Raw genomic sequence first — 16,577 nt, 5'->3', positions numbered from 1 at the left:
CCACCCTGCGCCGCGAAGCTGGCGTTGTGTGTGTCGAGCGTATCCACATCGGCAAAAGTGACCGCGCCGCCCTGCACATGCACAACCGCATTCTCACCGGCCGCGTTATCAGCTCGTTCCGTCACCGCACCGCTCTGCACCGCAGAGGTGATCACCGGAACGTCGTTCGTGCCGGTGATCACAATCGTCACCGTCTGCACTGCCGTGCCGCCATGGCCGTCATCGACGGTCACGTCGTACTTCTGCGTCAGCGTCTGGCCGGCCTGCAGGCTGTCGAGCACGCCGTCGGCGACCTCGAAGCTCCAGCCGACCGAGTCACCCGCCTGGTTCACCGCCGCCAGCGCGAAGGTGCCGAGGTAGCTGGGGCCCTGGGCCGTGAAGCCGGCACTGTGGGTGTCGAGCGTATCGACGTCGGCAAAGGTTACCGCACCATTCTGTGCATGCGTTGTCGCATTCTCGCCCGCAACACCGTCGGCGATCTCCGTCACGGAGCCACTCTGCGTGCCCGAGGTGATCACCGGAACGTCGTTCGTGCCGGTGATCACAATCGTCACCGTCTGCACTGCCGTGCCACCATGGCCGTCATCGACCGTCACGTCATACTTCTGCGTCAGCGTCTGGCCGGCCTGCAGCGAGTCGAGCACGCCGTCGGCGACCTGGAAGTTCCAGCCGACCGAGTCACCCGCCTGGTTCAGCGCGCCGAGCGAGAAGGTACCCAGATAGCCGCCGCCCTGTGCGGTGAAAGTTGCGCTGTGCGTGTCGAGCGTGTCGACGTCGGCAAAGGTTACCGCACCATTCTGCGCATGCGTCGTCGCATTCTCGCCCGCAACACCGTCGGCGATCTCCGTCACCGAGCCACTCTGCGTGCCCGAGGTGATCAGTGGAACGTCGTTCGTGCCGGTGATCACAATCGTCACCGTCTGCACTGCCGTGCCACCATGGCCGTCATCGACGGTCACGTCGTACTTCTGCGTCAGCGTCTGACCGGCCTGCAGGCTGTCGAGCACGCCGTCGGCGACCTCGAAGCTCCAGCCGACCGAGTCACCCGCCTGGTTCACCGCCGCCAGCGCGAAGGTGCCGAGGTAGCTGGGGCCCTGGGCGGCGAAGGAAGCGCTGTGCGTGTCGAGCGTATCGACGTCGGCAAAGGTCACCGCACCATTCTGTGCATGCGTCGTGGCATTCTCGCCCGCAACACCGTCGGCGATCTCCGTCACCGAACCGCTCTGCACCGCAGAGGTGATCACTGGAACGTCGTTCGTGCCGGTGATGGTGATCGTCACCGTCTGCACTGCCGTGCCGCCATGGCCGTCATCGACGGTCACGTCGTACTTCTGCGTCAGCGTCTGACCGGCCTGCAGGCTGTCGAGCACGCCGTCGGCGACCTCGAAGCTCCAGCCGACCGAGTCACCCGCCTGGTTCAGCGCGCCGAGCGCGAAGGTGCCGAGGTAGCTGGCGCCCTGTGCGGTGAAAGTTGCGCTGTGCGTGTCGAGCGTATCGACATCGGCAAAGGTTACCGCACCATTCTGCGCATGCGTTGTCGCATTCTCGCCCGCAGCACCGTCGGCGATCTCCGTCACCGAACCGCTCTGCACCGCAGAGGTGATCACTGGAACGTCGTTCGTGCCGGTGATGGTGACCGTCACCGTCGTCGACGATTTGTCGCCATCGCCATCAGTGATCTCGTAACTGAACGTATCCGTCACTGTCTGGCCCGCAGCAAGACCTTGGACGGCGCCATGCGCGTTGTTCAGTGTATAGGTGTAGCTGCCGTCAGCGCCCAAAACCAGCGTACCGAACTGGCCGACCGTTGCGCCACCAACTACGCCCGCCGCGTCGCCAGACGATACGGCCGTGACCGACGCCCCGTCTGCCCCCCGCACGTCCTTGACACCGTCCGTACCATTGGCATCCGTGCCACCCGAGCCGGTCAGTACATTGCCATCCGCAACGAGCACATCATCTTCGGTCGCGCTATCCGTGTCCGCTGCAGCCGTCGCAACGTCGTCGGAGACCGAGACGGAGACGGTGCCTTCGGTCTGGTCGCCGTCCGTGTCGGAAGCGATGACCTTGACCGAGCCGAGTGCGGCGAGATCGTCGGCATTGACGCCGGGATGGCTGGCATAGTTGTCGGTAAGCGTCGCCGTCACGGTCGCGCTGTCGCCGCTGCGCACCAGGTCGAGGGTGACGATGGTCACGCCGCCGGCCTTGCCGACGATCTGGGTGTCGGAGACCCGATCCCAGGTCAGCGCACCGGTGAGGGTGCTGGTGTCGCCGAAGACGATGGTGGCGATCGCATCCGAACCGGCCACGAAGCCGATCGTGCCGCTGCTGGTGTCGGCGCCCGGCGTGCTGCCGTCGGCCAGGTTCTGGTCGTCGAGTGCAAGCGATGCGGAAGCCGCAAGCGGATCGACTGCCGGGCCGGCGCCGTCCGTCACGGTGATCGTCTGGCTGTCGCTCGTCGTGTCGTTGTCGGCATCCTTGGCCGACAGCGTGAAGCTGACATTGACGCCGCCCGCATTGTTGAGGTTGCTGGCCGCTGCAAACGACCAGGTCTTGTCGGCATTGACCGTCAGCGTACCCTCGGCAAGCGCAAACGCCACCGACTGGCCCGCCGTCAGGGTCAGCGTCTGCGTCGTGTTGCCGACCGTCACGTCGACTGTGCCGACGCCATCGGCACCTGCCGAAAGCGTCCAGCTGCCGGCAAGCGTCTGGCCTTCCACCACGCTCGGCGCGGCCGGTTCGGTGATCCCGATCACCGGAACGTCGTCGATGATATCGATCTGGAGGGTGGCCGAACCGCCGGCACCATCGTGATCGGTGACCGTGAGGTCGAAGATGTCCCGGTCCTGCTCGATATTCGTACCGGGATTGACCCCGGAACTCGTGACTGCGCTCGTCAGCTCGTAGGTGTACTCCGCCACACCGGTAAGCGGGTTGTAGCCGGTGATGGTCAATGTACCGAATTGACCCACAACCGTTTGCCCGACGAGACCGCCGATGGCGAACGTCTGACCGTTGATGGTCAGGCCAGCGATGTCGTCAAGCCCGTCCGGATCGGTGAGGGCAAACACACCGCTGACCGACGCACTGCCATCGCCCGCACGCGATCCGACTGCGAGGCCGGCTTCGTCGACTTGCCTGTCGCTCACCGCGATGCCGCCTGGATTATCTTTGGAGTCGGGGATGATCGACGGGTCATCGTTGGGGTCAAGCGCGAAGGGCAGACGCTCGGTCGCTTCAAGCGCAGGAAACTCCAGGGCGGTCGGGGCGAGCAAGTCGATGACCGGCCCGGCCTGGCCGATGTCGCCGGTCGCATCGGAGAGATCCCCGCCGCTGCTTTGGTTCGACACGACGCTGATGGTGCCATCCGGGCCCGCGGCGACGTTGATACCGTTTTCTCCAAGCACCGCCACGAGGGTTTCGCGCGGAATTTCGGCGTCACCGATGACAAAGGTCGGAACTTTCAATGCGGCGTTCTGGATCGTGATCGTAGAGCCATCAGGCTGTTCCAAAACGATATCAGTGCCGACCACCTGGATCTTTTCGATCGATGCGCCTGCAGGCAGGTGCACAACATTTGAAGCATCGGCGCTGACCGTTGCCGGCATCGGCGGCGTTTGGGGCGCGTTCTCAGCGCCCTTCACTGGAGCGCCGGTTGCCTGGTCCAGGAGCTGCGGCTCTCCCGCCGCGCCAGCACCGGTCTGTGCTATCAACCGGCCGGCTTTGCCATCCGGTGCATCGCGGTACTCGATTGCCTCTGCCGGGTTTGCGGCGGCTTCGTTGGAATTTGTGGTGCCTGCGGTTGCCATAGAAAATACCCCTCGACCTTTGCGGGCAAGAGAACATCAACTTTGTGCGGCCGCAATCGGCATCGAAGGGATTAGAGAAGAACAGCATACTATGATATGCTAATACCCAAAATTGGTTAGATTGACGCAATTTTAATAGTTCTGGTCATGGATTCGAAACGAGTGCCCCAAGCGGGCCGCCGGAGCCATAAAAAGCAGCCCTGTTTTACAGAGAACGGTGACAAAATGCGCCCGTCAATCGCAACGGGCCGCGTTGCAAGGCGTTCCTTTGAACGCATCCTCATGAAACAACCGACACAAGAGCCAAACGGCCTGCTCCAGGCCGTCGCACATCTCATGACGACGAATTGGTGACTTCTATACGTGAATCGTCACTGGCCCAAAAGAATACAGTAGTATAAAATTTGAATAGAATTTTAAATAAAACGTATTGTTGCGGCACATACTAAATAATACATACGGCTTTACCTGCATTTTTCTTTTCGTTCGTAGAGTGTCTCCATGCAACCGAGAGACACGGCGATGAACAAGAAGAGCTGGAAGCACTGCGGAAAATACCTGATGACTTCGGTGTTTGCGATCGGCCTGGCATCGCTTTCAGCGATATCCTCTGTGCAGGCCGGACAGCCCGGCATGCTCCAGCCCGGCCTCTTCCAGCAGATGATGAGCCTCGCAAGTCCGCTGGCGGCCGTCGCCACTGAGACGATCGGTACCTGGTCGAAGCAAGCTTCCGAAGGGCTCAAGCGTCAGCAGGTGCAGAAAGTGGCGGTGACGGCACGCACCAACCTCGGCGGCCAAACACCGGCGCAGTCGACGCCCTCCGCCGTTTTTCATTCCGTCGCCTTCCGCGTCTCTTCGATCCCCGTGGCCCGCAAATGGAAAACTGTCTTTCCGGCGGTCGCTGCAGCCGATTTCGACCACTGCGCCAACGAGAGTGGTTGTGCCGCTCGCGGCATCCTCGGCAAGGCGATCGAAAACGCCAACGGCCTCGCCTTCCGGCAGAAGATCAGCGGCATCAACCGGACGGTGAACCGGCTTGTCCGCTACCAGCCGGACGCTGAGAACTACGGCTCCAAGGATTATTGGGCAACGCCGGACGAAATTCTCGCCCGCGGCAAGGGCGACTGCGAAGACTATGCCATCCTGAAGATGGCCGCTCTCAAGGCGGCCGGCCTGCCGCCGGAAGCCATGTCGGTCGTCGTTCTGCGCGATGTCCGACGCAACCTCTATCACGCGGTGCTCGCGATCACGACGAGCCAGGGCCACTTCATTCTCGACAATCTGAGCGACGAGGTGAAGCCCGACCGTGCCCTGCCCAACTACCAGCCGCTCTTCTCGGTCAGCGCCGACCGCTCCTGGATCCACGGCGTCAAGTCGACCGGCGACAAGGTCGCTTCGGCCGCACCTCTGTCCGATGTCATGCCCGGAGAGGGCGTCGCGCTTCGCTAAACCTCATCTCCAAACGCAATGCCTTTCGTCGAATGGGTGACCGCTCGAAAGGGTCGCCATTGTAACTACGCTGTCGCAGCGGCGGTCGCATTGGATCAGGCCAGAATAAAGCCGATGATGACGTCCTGGTCGGAGAGCGGTGCGAGGGCGGCGGTGAGTTTGCCCCGCGTGTTCTGCCCCTGCGCTCCTATGGTGAAGCCTGCCGATTGCGGTTCGCCGGGGGTCTCCTTGAGGCGGCGCACGAGATCGACAAACTGAACGTCGAAAGAGAGCTTCAAGCCTCGTGCCGGTTGGGGCAGGTGCGACCGCAGGACACGTGATTGGACGAAGGAGAGGAAGGCGGGGTTATAGGCAATGATATGCTTATTCCCCGTGAGCGCAAAGGCCGGCGACGGGCTTGCTCGGACCTGGGCTGCAACCACAGCCAAGTTGCTGCGCTCATTGGCCGACGAAAGTTCGTTGCGCAGGTAGCGGGTGGCGATAAAACGCAGCCGCGCCGTCAGATTGCCTTCGCCCTCGAGTTCTGTTTCGCAGGCGGCAACGATATCCGCGAGCTTATGGCCTTGCCGCGCGGCAAGCTCGCCAAGGCTCTGCCAATAGATCTCCTCAAGCTTGATCCCGCGGCGCTGACCGCCGACGGTGACGACACGGAACCGCAGAGCGCTCAGGTCCGCGTCGGACGGGGGAGGCGGTGTCTCGTTCATCGGTCAGCGCTCCCGCAGAGCTTCCTCGCGCGCCTTGTTGATCGGCTTCATCAGATAGGCAAGGATCGTTTTCTTGCCGGTCATGATATCCACAGACGCAATCATGCCGGGCATGATCGCATATTCGCGCCCATCCTTCACCAGCGCGGCTGTGTCGGTCTTGACGCGCACGAGATAGTAGGTCTCGCCATTGTTCTGATCGACCAGGCTGTCGGCACTGATGGTCTCAACAACACCGCCGAGGCCACCGTAAATCGAGAAATCATAAGCCGATACCTTGATCAGCGCCGGCTGGCCGGCGCGCACGAACGCAACGTCCCTTGGAGATAGCCGCGCCTCAACGAGCAGTACTTCCGATGTCGGTACGACGCCGGCGATCACCCCACCGGGCGTCACATAGGCGCCGACCGTGTTGACATCGAGCGTATTGATGATGCCGTCGACTGGTGAGCGAATGTCGGTGTTGGCGACCCGGCTGCTGGCGCCGCGGATGGTTTCCTCGATTACGGAAAGTTGCGAAAGCGCCTCGGTCTTCTCCGCCAGGGCCTCCTGCTTCAGTTGCAGCGACAATTCGGTCACCTGGAGGGTTGCCTCCCTGAGTGCCGCCTCCAGCTTTCCGACCGACTCCTTCCAGAGGGCGAGCTGACCCCGGGTATCGGTAAGCTCCTTCTCGACCCTGAGCACCTCGGTTTGCGCGACGAGCTTGCGCTTGACCATCGGCGCGAGCATTTCCTGTTCTTGCTCGGTCAACTGCAGGCTCTCTGTCAGGCGGGTGATATTGGCCTCCGCCTCAGCAAGCTCCTTCTGCCGCTGGCCTTCACGCGCTTGCATGACCGACAGCTTGTTGTTGAAATTGCCGGCCTTGGCTTGAAGCAGTTGTTCCTCGTTGGCGCATATGGCCGGCGCGACCTTAGTGATGTCCTCAGGACATTGGTATTTTGCGTCGTAGGCCCCGGTCTCCTCGAGTTTGAGCCGCGCGACTTGCGCGCGCAGCGATCGCCCCTTGGCCTCGAGTTCGCCAAGGGAGGAGCCGCTCGCGGTATCGTCGAGCCGGAGGATCAGATCGCCGCGGCGAACGACCTGTCCGGGCTGTACCGCGATCTCGCGCACGATGCCGGGTTCACTCGACTGGATAATCTGCGTCTTCGAGACGGGGATGACCTTGCCTTCACCGCGGGCGATCTCATCAACCTCGGCGATCGCCGCCCAGGCGACGAAAGAGCTGATCAGCAAGCCGATGACAAGCAACCCGGCGCGCGCGGCAAGCGGCGGTTTCTCAGTCATGCTGACCCCTCCCGCCACGTGCAAACCGACGTCTTTTCGTCATCTTTGTGAAGGCGTGCATCATAGGCCGGCTCCGGCCACTGGGCCAGCAGGACCGGGCCGCCTTTGCAACTGCTCAATGACCTCGGCCTTCGGGCCATCGGCAACGACGCGCCCGCGGTCAAGAACCAGCAGCCGATCGACGAGGCTCAGCATGCTATGGCGATGCGTCGATATCAAAAGGGTGACATCGCTGCTGAAGACGGTGGAGAGCTTGTTGATCAGCTCACGTTCGCTTGCAAGGTCCATTGCCCCGGAGGGCTCATCAAGGAAGACGACCTTCGGCTTGCGCAACAGCAACCGTGCGATGGCAACCGCCTGGCGTTGCCCGCCGGAAAGCTGAGAACCGCGTTCACCTACGGGCATGTCATAGCCGCGCGGATGGTGGGAGACGAATTCGTCCACACCGGCAAGCCTCGCTGCCGCCACCACTTCTTCATCGCTGGCGGTCGGATTTGCCATCAGGAGGTTTTCCTTGATCGTGCCCGAGAACAGATCAGAATTCTGCGACACGAACGAGACCGCCGAGCGAACGACAGAGGGGTGCAGTTGGCGAATGTCGACGCCGTCGAGCAGGATTCGCCCCGCGCTTGGTGGGTAGAGGCCGGCAAGCAGCCGGCCGATCGTCGTCTTGCCGGAACCGATGCGGCCGATGATGCCCACCCGCTCTCCCGCTTTGATCGCCACGTTCATGCCGCTGACCACTTTGTGGTCGGTCCCCGGGTAGGCGAAGTCGAGATTGGCGAAGGTAATGCTGCCGTTGCGGATCTCGCGATTGACGAAACCGATCGTATCGGGCCGATCCTCCGGCTGCTCCATCACCGCATTCAGGATCCGCAGCGATAGAAGCGCCTGGCGCAGTCGCGCCAGCGTCATCGCAATCTGGCCGAGCGGTGCGACGGCGCGGCCGGCCAGCATGCTGGCGGCGATGATCGCGCCCGAGGAGATGTTTCCTTCGGTGAATTCATAGGCGCCGGCCACGACGATGCAGACCGTCACCAACTGCTGCACGAACTGCGTCGCGTGCGACGCCCAGGAGGAAATCTCCTTGATTTTCTCGGCCGTGTTCGAGGAATGCTTGGCCAATTCGTTCCAGCGGCGAAGCAGCTGTTTTTCCGAATGCAGCGTTTTCACCGTCTCGATCGCGCTGATCGTTTCGACCAGGAGTGCCTGGCGCTGGGCGGACTCGTTGGATGCCGCGGCGACGCGATTGCCGATCTTGTACTGCGCAACGTAGCCGATCACGAGGCTCAAGATAAAAGCAATCGCTGGAATGAGCGCGATCCAACCTGCCACCGCATAGATGGCGGCGATGAAGACGAAGACGAAAAGACTGTCGATGATCATGCTGAGCGTATTCGACGTGAAAAACTCCCGCACGAATTCGTACTGCATCGCCCGGTTCGCATACTCGCCGGTGGACGGCGGCCGCGACGCCATGGTTGCATGCAGAATCTTCTCGAACAGCATGTAGGAGAGTTTCAGATCGGCCTTGCGGCCGGCGTAGTCGATCAGCGCCGCGCGTACCGTCTTCAATAGGAAATCGAAGAGGATGGCGGTGCTGATGCCCAGCGCCAGGACCCAGAGCGTCGCGATCGCCTTGTTCGGCAGGATGCGATCGTACACGTTCATCGTGAACAGCGGCGCGGCGAGCGCCAGGACGTTGATGAAGAATGTCGCGATCGCCACCTGGACATAGGCTTGCCAGAAGGGCTTGATCGTCGAAGTCAGCCAGTGTCGGCGGTCAATGTTGCGCGCCTCGCCAACACCCCGGCCGGCAGCCGCGTTCAAATAGGTCGCCGAGAACGACGCGGCATAGGCGAGCCCGCCGAGTTGCAGATCAGACAGCTTCACCGCCGTCTCGTCGGGCCTTGCCAATTTGTTCGAAAGACTGAGAGTCCCGTCCGGCGCCTCCTCCAACAACGCCGTGGCGCTGCCATCGCGAAAGACGAGCAGCAGCGGGAACACGAAATCGCGATTGGCAAGGGCCCGCGTGGAAACAAGCTCCGTCTCCAGGCCAACGCGCTCAGCTATGCGGGAAACGTCTTCGGCGCTCGGCGACCGGGCGTCGAAGGGCACGTCGGAATAGAGCACACTGTCTGACGAGGGGCGGTTCAAGAAGATGCAAATCTCCTTGAACGCCTCGGAAAAGCCAGTCAAGGACGGGCCAATCTGCGCATGCCTGTCAATAGCTTGCATCACCACCGGTTGTGTCCGCCCTCACGAGGACTATCATTTCTGCCGGATCGGCGCCAACAAGTCGAGCGGCAAATCGTTCGTCTGGCGCGACGGAACACGGCGATAGGTTTCCGTAGCAGGCGTGTCCGGAACATTGAACTCGGTGCGCGCATAGGCTTCGGATTGAGCCGGTGCCTTGATCTGCATCGTCGCCAGGAGCTGGCCAGTTGCGGCAAGCAGGCGATATTCGGCAAACAAGGCTGCATATTGCGATGTTTTCGCCAGGACGCTGACATTGAAACGTGCGTTCTGCGCGCCCAGCACGTCGAGCAGCGAGCGCTGGCCGACCTTGAGCTGCTCGCGATAGGACTCGACGATCTGCACGTTCATCTGGGCTTGTGCATTCAGCGTGCGCGAAATGTCATACTGGCTCGTGCGGCGTTCCCAGGAAATGCGAACGGCCTCCTCGACCTCGCGATGCGCCTGGTGGAAGACCAGCCGCTGCTCGCTCGCCCGGCGCATCTGTTCCTGCTCGTTGGCGATGTCTATGCCGCCACGATAGAGATTCCATTTTGCGACGATCCGCGCTTGCGCGTCCCAGGAATTGCCGGTCGCGCCGTCGATATCGTTTCCGGAGCGCACGCTTCCTTCGGCAAAGACCTCCGGAAACATGCTCGAGCGCGCAGCCTTTACCTGCGAGTCCGCGACACTGATGTCGGAATCGGCAGCCTTGATGCGCGGGTTGTTGCCGCGGGCGATGCCGATCGCCGTCTCCAGCGTTTTCGGCAAGACGTTCGCAACCGACTTCGGCATCGACGGCTTGGTAAGCGGCTGGCCCACCAGGCGATTGAAGCTGATCTTGACGGTATCGAGCGCTTCCTCCGCTTCCAATAGGCGGGCCTTTGCGGAAAGCAGGCGTTCACTGGCCTGTTGGCGATCCGCATCAGTCAACGTTCCACCTGAAATCAGCGAGCTGATATCCGATAGGATCGACTGATGAACGCCGACGTTCTTGCGGGCCTCCGCCACGATCTGCTGCTGAAGAATATACTCGAAGTACTCGCGGACGATCTGCAACCCAATGGTTTCGGAACGTTCCAGCACACGGAAGGAGGCGCTGTCGACGCGTGCTGCCTGCCGCTCCAGTTCGGCACGACGACCACCGCCGTCAAAGAGCTTCTGAGTGACTGTCAGACCGACATCGGAAGGATAGAGCGGGTCGTTTTCGATGGAGCCGAGCCGTCGTGCTTCGTCCTCGAGGTGTTGCACGCCCGTGGAAGCTTCCACATCGAGGCTCGGCAGGTAGAGACCGCGGGCCTGCCGCAGTTCGAACTCGATCGCCTCGCGGTTCTCCATCGACTGCCCGATCTCCGGGTTCGATTCCATCGCGATTTGAAGCGCTTCCCTGAGCGTCATCGCATCGGCCGCACCGCCCGCAAACACGGTTGACGCGAGCAGAATAGAAAACAACCCGCCCTTAAAGGTTTTCCCCACGTTCAATACTATCCCCCTCGCAATCAGTACGTCACGCTTGCAAATCCAAGCGCACATTACAACTGCAGAAATTTATCGCTAAATAATACAGCTGTAATAAAAGGCGGCCACCACTTTTGGGGTGGTGCAAGAGTATCCCAGCCTTTCGCACGGCCATGTTGCATAAATGGAACAATCGCGCCCTCTAAGCCGGGATCCGTTAAGCTATTGAAATAGAACCGATCGCGCATCGCGTCTTCAGGATTTGAGCGACTAAGTTGCCGTCCACAACTCAATGCAGGCGCGAATTCAGCCGCTGGATCTCAGTCGACGCGCGCAAAGGTTGTATCTTCACCTAACGTGAGCGCCAGCGCCCACATTGATTCAAGCCGAGGGCAGGCGGACAAAACCGACGCTCTGAGTCGCCGCAACAGCAACGGCCTCGGAAGCGGCGGCGCGGCGCAGCTGCTCCAGGTCAACGCTGCCGTCGAACAACGCACCGCCAACGCTGAAGGCAAGATCGACCTTGCTGCCGTCGGCTGCGAAATGCGACGAGGTCAGCGCTTTCGTCAAGCGTGTGCAAACGTGCTCTGCATCGGCTTCGGTCGCACCCACCAACAGGACGTCGAAGCTCGCTGGACCGGTTCGCGCGACGACATCGTCGCGCCGCACCGAGGTGCTGATGGTGGAGGCGACGAATTGGAGCAGTTCATCACTCCATTCCGGGCCGAAAGCGGCGCCGACATCGTCGAGGTTGTTGATCCGCAGATGGATGAGAGCCCCGTGAAGCTCCTCGGCACCGCGCTGACGGCGGCGCTCGAGACCATTGACATGCTGGACGAGCCCGCGGCCGGTAACGCAGCCGGTCGTGGCGTCATGGGCAACGACGTGGTTGATCTGGTTGCGGAGGCGCTGGGCGCGGCGAAACTGCATGGCCGCGACGACGATCAGCGGCACACCCATCAGCAGGGAAATCAAGGCCGCGCCGACCACCGCGGCCGCATAGGGCCGATCGACGAGAGCGACCAGGCTGAGATAGACCAGAACCTGGGCGAGTACGGCGAAACCAACGATGCCAGCGAGGACATAGCGCACGATCCGCCAATCCCTCTGCCCGTTGAATGGTAACTCTCTCTGCATGCATCCAGCTCCCGATTCACTGACGATAATCGGTCTAGTGCAGTTTTATGCATATTCCCTTTCCTAGGTATCTACAACTTTATGCACCGCATAGAATGTACCAGGGAATGCACCAAAACGGCATAACTGCTGCCTGAATATTCGCGCGCGGCGTGCAAATTCAAGATGGCCGCGGGGAAAATCCCGTTCTTCCGCTGTCGGGAAAGCGCGTCCGGCGGACTTTGGTCCTACTCCTGATCCGACTTCAGTCCGCTTTGACACAGGCCCGCTTGTTCCGCACGCTGACAGCATGTTGGGCTGGTGTCACGAAAATGAGGATCAAGAACTCTCTGAACCGACTTCTTTCGCCGGCGCTCGGGCAAGAACTGGCGCCCAGGACACATGTTCTGGAGTCTCTTCTTGACCTTTGCCAAGCCTACAACCTGGCGGTCACGGAGCTGCACAGGTTGCAGCTAGAAACGCATCCGCGGCAGGATGCGATCCGGGAGTTTGAAGTTCTGTGTCGCGATATTGAAATGCGGCTCATGTCCTGTATTGAGAAGGTGAACTGTGCCGGCAAAGCCGAAGGTCCGCACTGAAAGCCTGCCACGGGTCGTTCGCGGCGCCCTGGCCCAACGCGTTTCAGCGATCAGGGCTTTCATTTACAGGGGTTTGTCGAGGCGGTTGTCTCGGTTGAACTCATGCTATTGGCCGCCGGTTTGCGGTCTGGCAGAGCATGCCCAATCTCGACAACCTGTCGAAGCCCGGGCAAAGTTCTGTTCTGAGGAGATGTCATGCCTACGCGTCGGAAGTTTCTTACCGCAGTCAGCTCGGGAGCCGTTTGTCTGTTCGCCACAGCCCTTCCATATACCCTCGGCCCTGCCGGCTCGTTACTGGAACTTGTTCCCCAGGCCGCTTTTGCCAAGAGCGGCGAGAATAACGGCAATGGTGGCGGCGGCGGCGGTGGTAACGGTGGAGGCAATGGCGGAGGAAATGGCGGTGGTAACGGTGGAGGAAACGGTGGAGGAAACGGAGGGGGCAGGTCTGGAAAAGACAACTCGAGCAGCGGCAATGCCCGTGGCAATTCGAAGGGTGCCGGCGGCGGTGCTTCCAGGGTCGGCGTGCGCCATGCCGATGGCATGAGCGAGGAGATCAATAACGGCCGCTACATCATGAAGGATGCGCGGGGGCGCACGATCATCAACCGAAAGGCGACCCTGGCGGACTTGAAACGAATTCAGTCCCTCATTCAGTGAGGGGACGCCAATCGGCCGCGTCGCGCAGCACCATGGCAGCCTCGGTTCGGTTGGTGACGCTGAGCTTGGCCATGATCTGCGTCATATGGTGCTTTACTGTCTTTTCCTGAAGTTCGAGTTTCCGGGCGACGTGCTTGTTGCTCATGCCTGCGGCCACCAACTGCAGCACTTCATGTTCACGCGCGGTCAGGCTGGCGACCAGGGCCGACAGGTTTGATGGACCGCGCGTCCGATTGGAGAGAAGTTTGGCCGAGAGCGCCGGAGTGACATAGCTCTCGCCCGTGGCGACGTTGCGTATGATTTCCGCCAGGGCTCGGCCACCTACACCCTTCAGCACATATCCCAGCGCCCCTCGTTCGAGGGCTGCAGTAACATCGTCGCTCGTTTCGGAGACGGTCAGCATGATGATTTTTTGCGACGGCGATAACTCGAGGATAGGTAGGATTGCGTTCAAGCCGCCCCCCGGCATGGATATGTCCAGCAGCATGACATCGGGACGCAGATTCTCGGCAATAAGCAGGGCATCATCCCTGGAACTCCCCTCGGCAACGATTTCGAAGCCGCCGATCTCCAGCAGGCTTCTTGTTACGCCCTCTCGAAACAAGGGATGGTCATCTACCACGGCTATGCGTATCGCTGTCTTCATACCGCTTTTGTCTCCTCGGTGCTGATTGTCATACGAACAACGGTGCCAGTTGTTGAGACTTTAATCTCGAAGGCTCCACCCAAGCTTTCGATGCGTTCTCTTAATCCCTCAAGGCCAAGGCCCGTTGGCTCGACGCGATCCGGGTCGAAGCCAGGCCCATTGTCCCCGACCTCGACCGTCACCTGCTCACCCACCGTCGATTGCGAGACACGCTGGCCGACGCCGCCGCCGTGGCGGTACGCGTTGTTGAGCGCTTCCTGCACGAAACGGTAGATGCAGATTTTGGCGGACAGAGCGAGGTGATCAGGCGGGTCGAAAACCGACAGTTCCACGGTCGTTTCCGTTCGTTGCTGATGGGCGTGAACGACCCGCTTCAAGATCTCGGGTAGGGTCGCCGTTTCGATCTGCGGTAGAACAAGACCGCTGCAGATCGTCCGGATCTCCTGCATTGCTTCATCGAGGCTTTCCTTGATTTCGGCGATGCTGCGCTCGCGCGTCGCTCCGGGTGTTTTCGGGTTCGTGAAAGCATCGCTGTCGAGCCGCAGGGAGGCGAAGGCCAGCAGTTGCGCGGGCCCGTCGTGCAGATCAGCGCCGATGCGGCGCAGATGACTTTCGTTGAGCGCCGCCGTACGCTGTGAGGCCCGCTGGAGCCGCCCCCGTAGAGCTTCGTTCTGGGCGAGCAGTGCTGAAAGCTGGGCGATCCGGTCCTTGAGCGCATGGCGCTGCGTTTCAATGGTCCGGCTGCCGCGCAGCACGATCGCAGAGAGAACCACGAAAAATGCAAGCGTAAAGGCCGCGACCGCTAACCAGGTATAGAATCGCGCTTGGTTCAAGCCAGTTTGGAAATCATAGGAGACCTCATGAAATTCAGAAACTGCGACGACCTCTCCCGACCACGGTTGCAGCACCGGATTGTAGATCTCAAGGACCGGCGTGTCGGCAGGGCGTTTGTCCGACTGCTCCCCTGATTGATCGAAGAGCGCCACCATCCTGCCGGAGAATGCGGTTCGCAGCTCGTCGCTGAGCTCGAGCCGTTTTCCAATCTGGGCTTCGTCGCTTGAATACAGAACCGTGCCGTCTGCCCGCCAGAGGCGGAAGGACAAGAGACGGTCTCCCAGGGCGCCCTGACCAAGAGTTTCGTCGAGCGCGCGCGCGACAGCGCCGTCGAGTATCTGGGTCGTCTGCATATCGGGCAACAACGGTGCGATCACACTGTCCACATAGAGAGCCGTGGTTGCGGCGGAGTTGCGAGTGACTGCCTCCTCGATAAGGCGTGAAACAAACGCCCCAACCAGCACCATCGCAGCCGCTGCAACAAGGCCGCCGATCAGCAGGAACTGCGATGCCAGTGAGCGGGCGTTCCAATTTTTGATGAGTTGGGTGGCGCGCACGAAATTTCCCGGGATCGACTGCTGGTCGCCAGCGTCGCTGTGGTACAACAAACCCGCGTTAACCTAAACGCTTGGGCAGGCTGGTCAATGCCGTGGCACGGTTCTCAATCCTTATCGGACCTTAGGCTGTCTGCCCGACAGGACCAAGGTCCTATAGGCCGCCGCAATGGTCCGGGGGGCATAGTAGCTCCCTTTTGCCCAAGATAAGTTACGCTTCTCTACAAACGCGGCCTTCATCGAAGTCGGTGCCGAGGCTATTCGAAGAGGAGTTTCTTATGGTTTTCGCGAAAGCAATCGCTCGTGGCGCCTTGGCGCTGAGTCTGGTCGTAGCCCCCGCGGTAGGCGGGATGGTCGGTGCGGCGGGCACAGCCCTGGCCAAGGAAGGCCATGGCAATTCCGGTGGCGGCGGCGGCGGTGGTAATGGAAATGGAAATGGAAATGGCGGCAACCATGGCGGGGGCTCAGGTTCCAGCCATGGAAAATCGGGAACCGCGCGTGCAAGCAAGGACACCCGGTCGAGCAAGGCCAGCGCTAGCGACACGCCGACGTGGAAATCATTGTTCACACGTGGCAAAAAAGGCCCGGACACGGCGAAAAAAGCTGCGAAGGCCGACAAGCTGACCAAGGTGGAGCCAATTGAAGCTGGCGTCGGCACGCCGGGACTGCGCTCGCTGAACCGCAACTATCACGCTTATCTCAACTCGAACGATCCCCGAATGGCCGCGGTTTCTGCCTACGCCATCGCCTATGCCGAGTTCGAAGCTGAGAACGGCGTAGACGCCATCCCAAGCGATCCGGCCCTCAGCGACGAGGCCCTGCGCGACGCGCTTGCCGGCTTCTCGAAGGACGGAGTCGTAACCGACGACATGCTTGACGAAGCCAAGGATATCCTTGGCGTCGGGCCGACGTCGGCAAGATCGATCAGATCCGCGACACGCTTCCTCCGGCACCCGTGAATTGACGGTTGTGGACCGCCATTCGGCGGGACCAGACAGTTGATCGCGGGCGGCTAACGGGGCGCCAATGATTCTCCGGTCTCGTGATCGGTGAAAATCCGGAAGAGATTGACAGCCAAATCAAACAAGGCCCGCAAACAGGAATGTCTGCGGGCCTTTTGATGTTCTACAGCGCCGCGCGTCATATTAGACGCGCAAACAAAGCTAAAAACCAAGCTTCGAACCGTAACGCCGCGCCACGAACACAGATTGCGCAACCTGGCGGCATGGCCG

13 protein-coding genes are annotated in these 16,577 nt (G+C 61.1%); 4 read left to right on the top strand and 9 right to left on the bottom strand.

Annotated features, from left to right (window positions below; all coding sequences use genetic code 11):
• Window positions 1-3,809, bottom strand: a 3,809-nt coding sequence (locus tag BKP54_RS30685) for a VCBS domain-containing protein (RefSeq protein WP_198956892.1), incomplete at its 3' end; no start/stop codon positions are given.
• 501 nt (window positions 3,810-4,310) lie between these two features.
• On the opposite strand from BKP54_RS30685, the gene BKP54_RS30680 reads away from it, so the two are divergent.
• On the top strand, window positions 4,311-5,258 hold the full coding sequence (locus BKP54_RS30680; protein ID WP_245317935.1) for a transglutaminase-like cysteine peptidase: 948 nt from the start codon (window positions 4,311-4,313) through the stop codon (window positions 5,256-5,258).
• Between the two features lie 95 nt (window positions 5,259-5,353).
• Here the strand turns inward: BKP54_RS30680 and BKP54_RS30675 are convergent, their stop codons facing one another.
• From BKP54_RS30675 to BKP54_RS30655, 5 genes are all read right to left on the bottom strand, one after another.
• Window positions 5,354-5,962 carry a ribbon-helix-helix domain-containing protein gene (locus BKP54_RS30675; RefSeq protein WP_084815366.1) on the bottom strand — a complete coding sequence of 203 codons (609 nt, stop codon included), beginning with the start codon at window positions 5,960-5,962 and terminating at the stop codon, window positions 5,354-5,356.
• A 3-nt stretch (window positions 5,963-5,965) separates the two neighbouring features.
• Window positions 5,966-7,246 (bottom strand): HlyD family type I secretion periplasmic adaptor subunit, encoded by a 1,281-nt coding sequence (locus tag BKP54_RS30670; RefSeq protein WP_084815365.1) that lies wholly within the window; start codon window positions 7,244-7,246, stop codon window positions 5,966-5,968.
• Between the two features lie 60 nt (window positions 7,247-7,306).
• Entirely contained in the window at window positions 7,307-9,484 is a 2,178-nt protein-coding gene (locus tag BKP54_RS30665; protein WP_057221324.1) for a type I secretion system permease/ATPase, read from the bottom strand.
• A 33-nt stretch (window positions 9,485-9,517) separates the two neighbouring features.
• On the bottom strand, window positions 9,518-10,879 hold the full coding sequence (locus BKP54_RS30660; protein ID WP_225906504.1) for a TolC family outer membrane protein: 1,362 nt from the start codon (window positions 10,877-10,879) through the stop codon (window positions 9,518-9,520).
• 441 nt (window positions 10,880-11,320) lie between these two features.
• Complete coding sequence (locus BKP54_RS30655) at window positions 11,321-12,076, bottom strand: GGDEF domain-containing protein (RefSeq protein ID WP_084815364.1); 756 nt, start codon at window positions 12,074-12,076, stop codon at window positions 11,321-11,323.
• A 311-nt stretch (window positions 12,077-12,387) separates the two neighbouring features.
• Here BKP54_RS30655 and BKP54_RS30650 point away from each other — a divergent pair, with 311 nt between their 5' ends.
• Entirely contained in the window at window positions 12,388-12,654 is a 267-nt protein-coding gene (locus BKP54_RS30650) for a hypothetical protein (RefSeq protein WP_128090535.1), read from the top strand.
• Window positions 12,655-12,849: 195 nt separating this feature from the next.
• Window positions 12,850-13,311, top strand: coding sequence for a hypothetical protein (locus BKP54_RS36170; protein ID WP_198956891.1), 462 nt, complete (start codon window positions 12,850-12,852; stop codon window positions 13,309-13,311).
• On the opposite strand, the gene BKP54_RS30640 is transcribed toward BKP54_RS36170, so the two are convergent.
• The 3 genes from BKP54_RS30640 to BKP54_RS36870 all read right to left on the bottom strand — a co-directional run bounded on the left by BKP54_RS30640 (window position 13,301) and on the right by BKP54_RS36870 (window position 15,800).
• The gene (locus BKP54_RS30640) at window positions 13,301-13,957 is read right to left on the bottom strand and encodes a response regulator transcription factor (protein ID WP_084815361.1); all 657 of its coding nucleotides are present in this window, start codon (window positions 13,955-13,957) and stop codon (window positions 13,301-13,303) included. The genes BKP54_RS36170 and BKP54_RS30640 overlap by 11 nt on opposite strands.
• Complete coding sequence (locus tag BKP54_RS30635; protein ID WP_245317937.1) at window positions 13,954-15,348, bottom strand: sensor histidine kinase; 1,395 nt, start codon at window positions 15,346-15,348, stop codon at window positions 13,954-13,956. Before BKP54_RS30635 ends, BKP54_RS30640 begins: the two co-directional genes overlap by 4 nt.
• 254 nt (window positions 15,349-15,602) lie before the next feature.
• Window positions 15,603-15,800, bottom strand: a complete 198-nt coding sequence (locus BKP54_RS36870; RefSeq protein ID WP_245317933.1) for a hypothetical protein — start codon at window positions 15,798-15,800, stop codon at window positions 15,603-15,605.
• A gap of 105 nt (window positions 15,801-15,905) precedes the next feature.
• Between BKP54_RS36870 and BKP54_RS36865 the strand changes: the two genes are divergently transcribed.
• A complete protein-coding gene (locus BKP54_RS36865; RefSeq protein WP_245317931.1) occupies window positions 15,906-16,304 on the top strand; it encodes a hypothetical protein in 399 nt (132 codons plus the stop codon).
• Window positions 16,305-16,577: the final 273 nt, after the last annotated feature.

The sequence above is a fragment of the Ensifer sp. 1H6 genome, assembly GCF_001976035.1.
Classification (GTDB): Bacteria; Pseudomonadota; Alphaproteobacteria; order Rhizobiales; family Rhizobiaceae; genus Ensifer; species Ensifer canadensis.
The sequence above is the reverse complement of the archived record's forward strand: the minus strand, read 5'-3'. Positions and strand labels throughout refer to the sequence as shown.

What these genes read in the sequence shown, in the direction of transcription:
- BKP54_RS30680 (WP_245317935.1), top strand. Translation starts at nt 4,311, where the DNA reads ATGCAACCGAGAGACACGGCGATGAACAAGAAGAGCTGGAAGCACTGC.
- BKP54_RS30675 (WP_084815366.1), bottom strand. Translation starts at nt 5,962, where the DNA reads ATGAACGAGACACCGCCTCCCCCGTCCGACGCGGACCTGAGCGCTCTG.
- BKP54_RS30670 (WP_084815365.1), bottom strand. Translation starts at nt 7,246, where the DNA reads ATGACTGAGAAACCGCCGCTTGCCGCGCGCGCCGGGTTGCTTGTCATC.
- BKP54_RS30665 (WP_057221324.1), bottom strand. Translation starts at nt 9,484, where the DNA reads ATGCAAGCTATTGACAGGCATGCGCAGATTGGCCCGTCCTTGACTGGC.
- BKP54_RS30660 (WP_225906504.1), bottom strand. Translation starts at nt 10,879, where the DNA reads ATGACGCTCAGGGAAGCGCTTCAAATCGCGATGGAATCGAACCCGGAG.
- BKP54_RS30655 (WP_084815364.1), bottom strand. Translation starts at nt 12,076, where the DNA reads ATGCAGAGAGAGTTACCATTCAACGGGCAGAGGGATTGGCGGATCGTG.
- BKP54_RS30650 (WP_128090535.1), top strand. Translation starts at nt 12,388, where the DNA reads ATGAGGATCAAGAACTCTCTGAACCGACTTCTTTCGCCGGCGCTCGGG.
- BKP54_RS36170 (WP_198956891.1), top strand. Translation starts at nt 12,850, where the DNA reads ATGCCTACGCGTCGGAAGTTTCTTACCGCAGTCAGCTCGGGAGCCGTT.
- BKP54_RS30640 (WP_084815361.1), bottom strand. Translation starts at nt 13,957, where the DNA reads ATGAAGACAGCGATACGCATAGCCGTGGTAGATGACCATCCCTTGTTT.
- BKP54_RS36870 (WP_245317933.1), bottom strand. Translation starts at nt 15,800, where the DNA reads ATGGTTGCCGCCATTTCCATTTCCATTTCCATTACCACCGCCGCCGCC.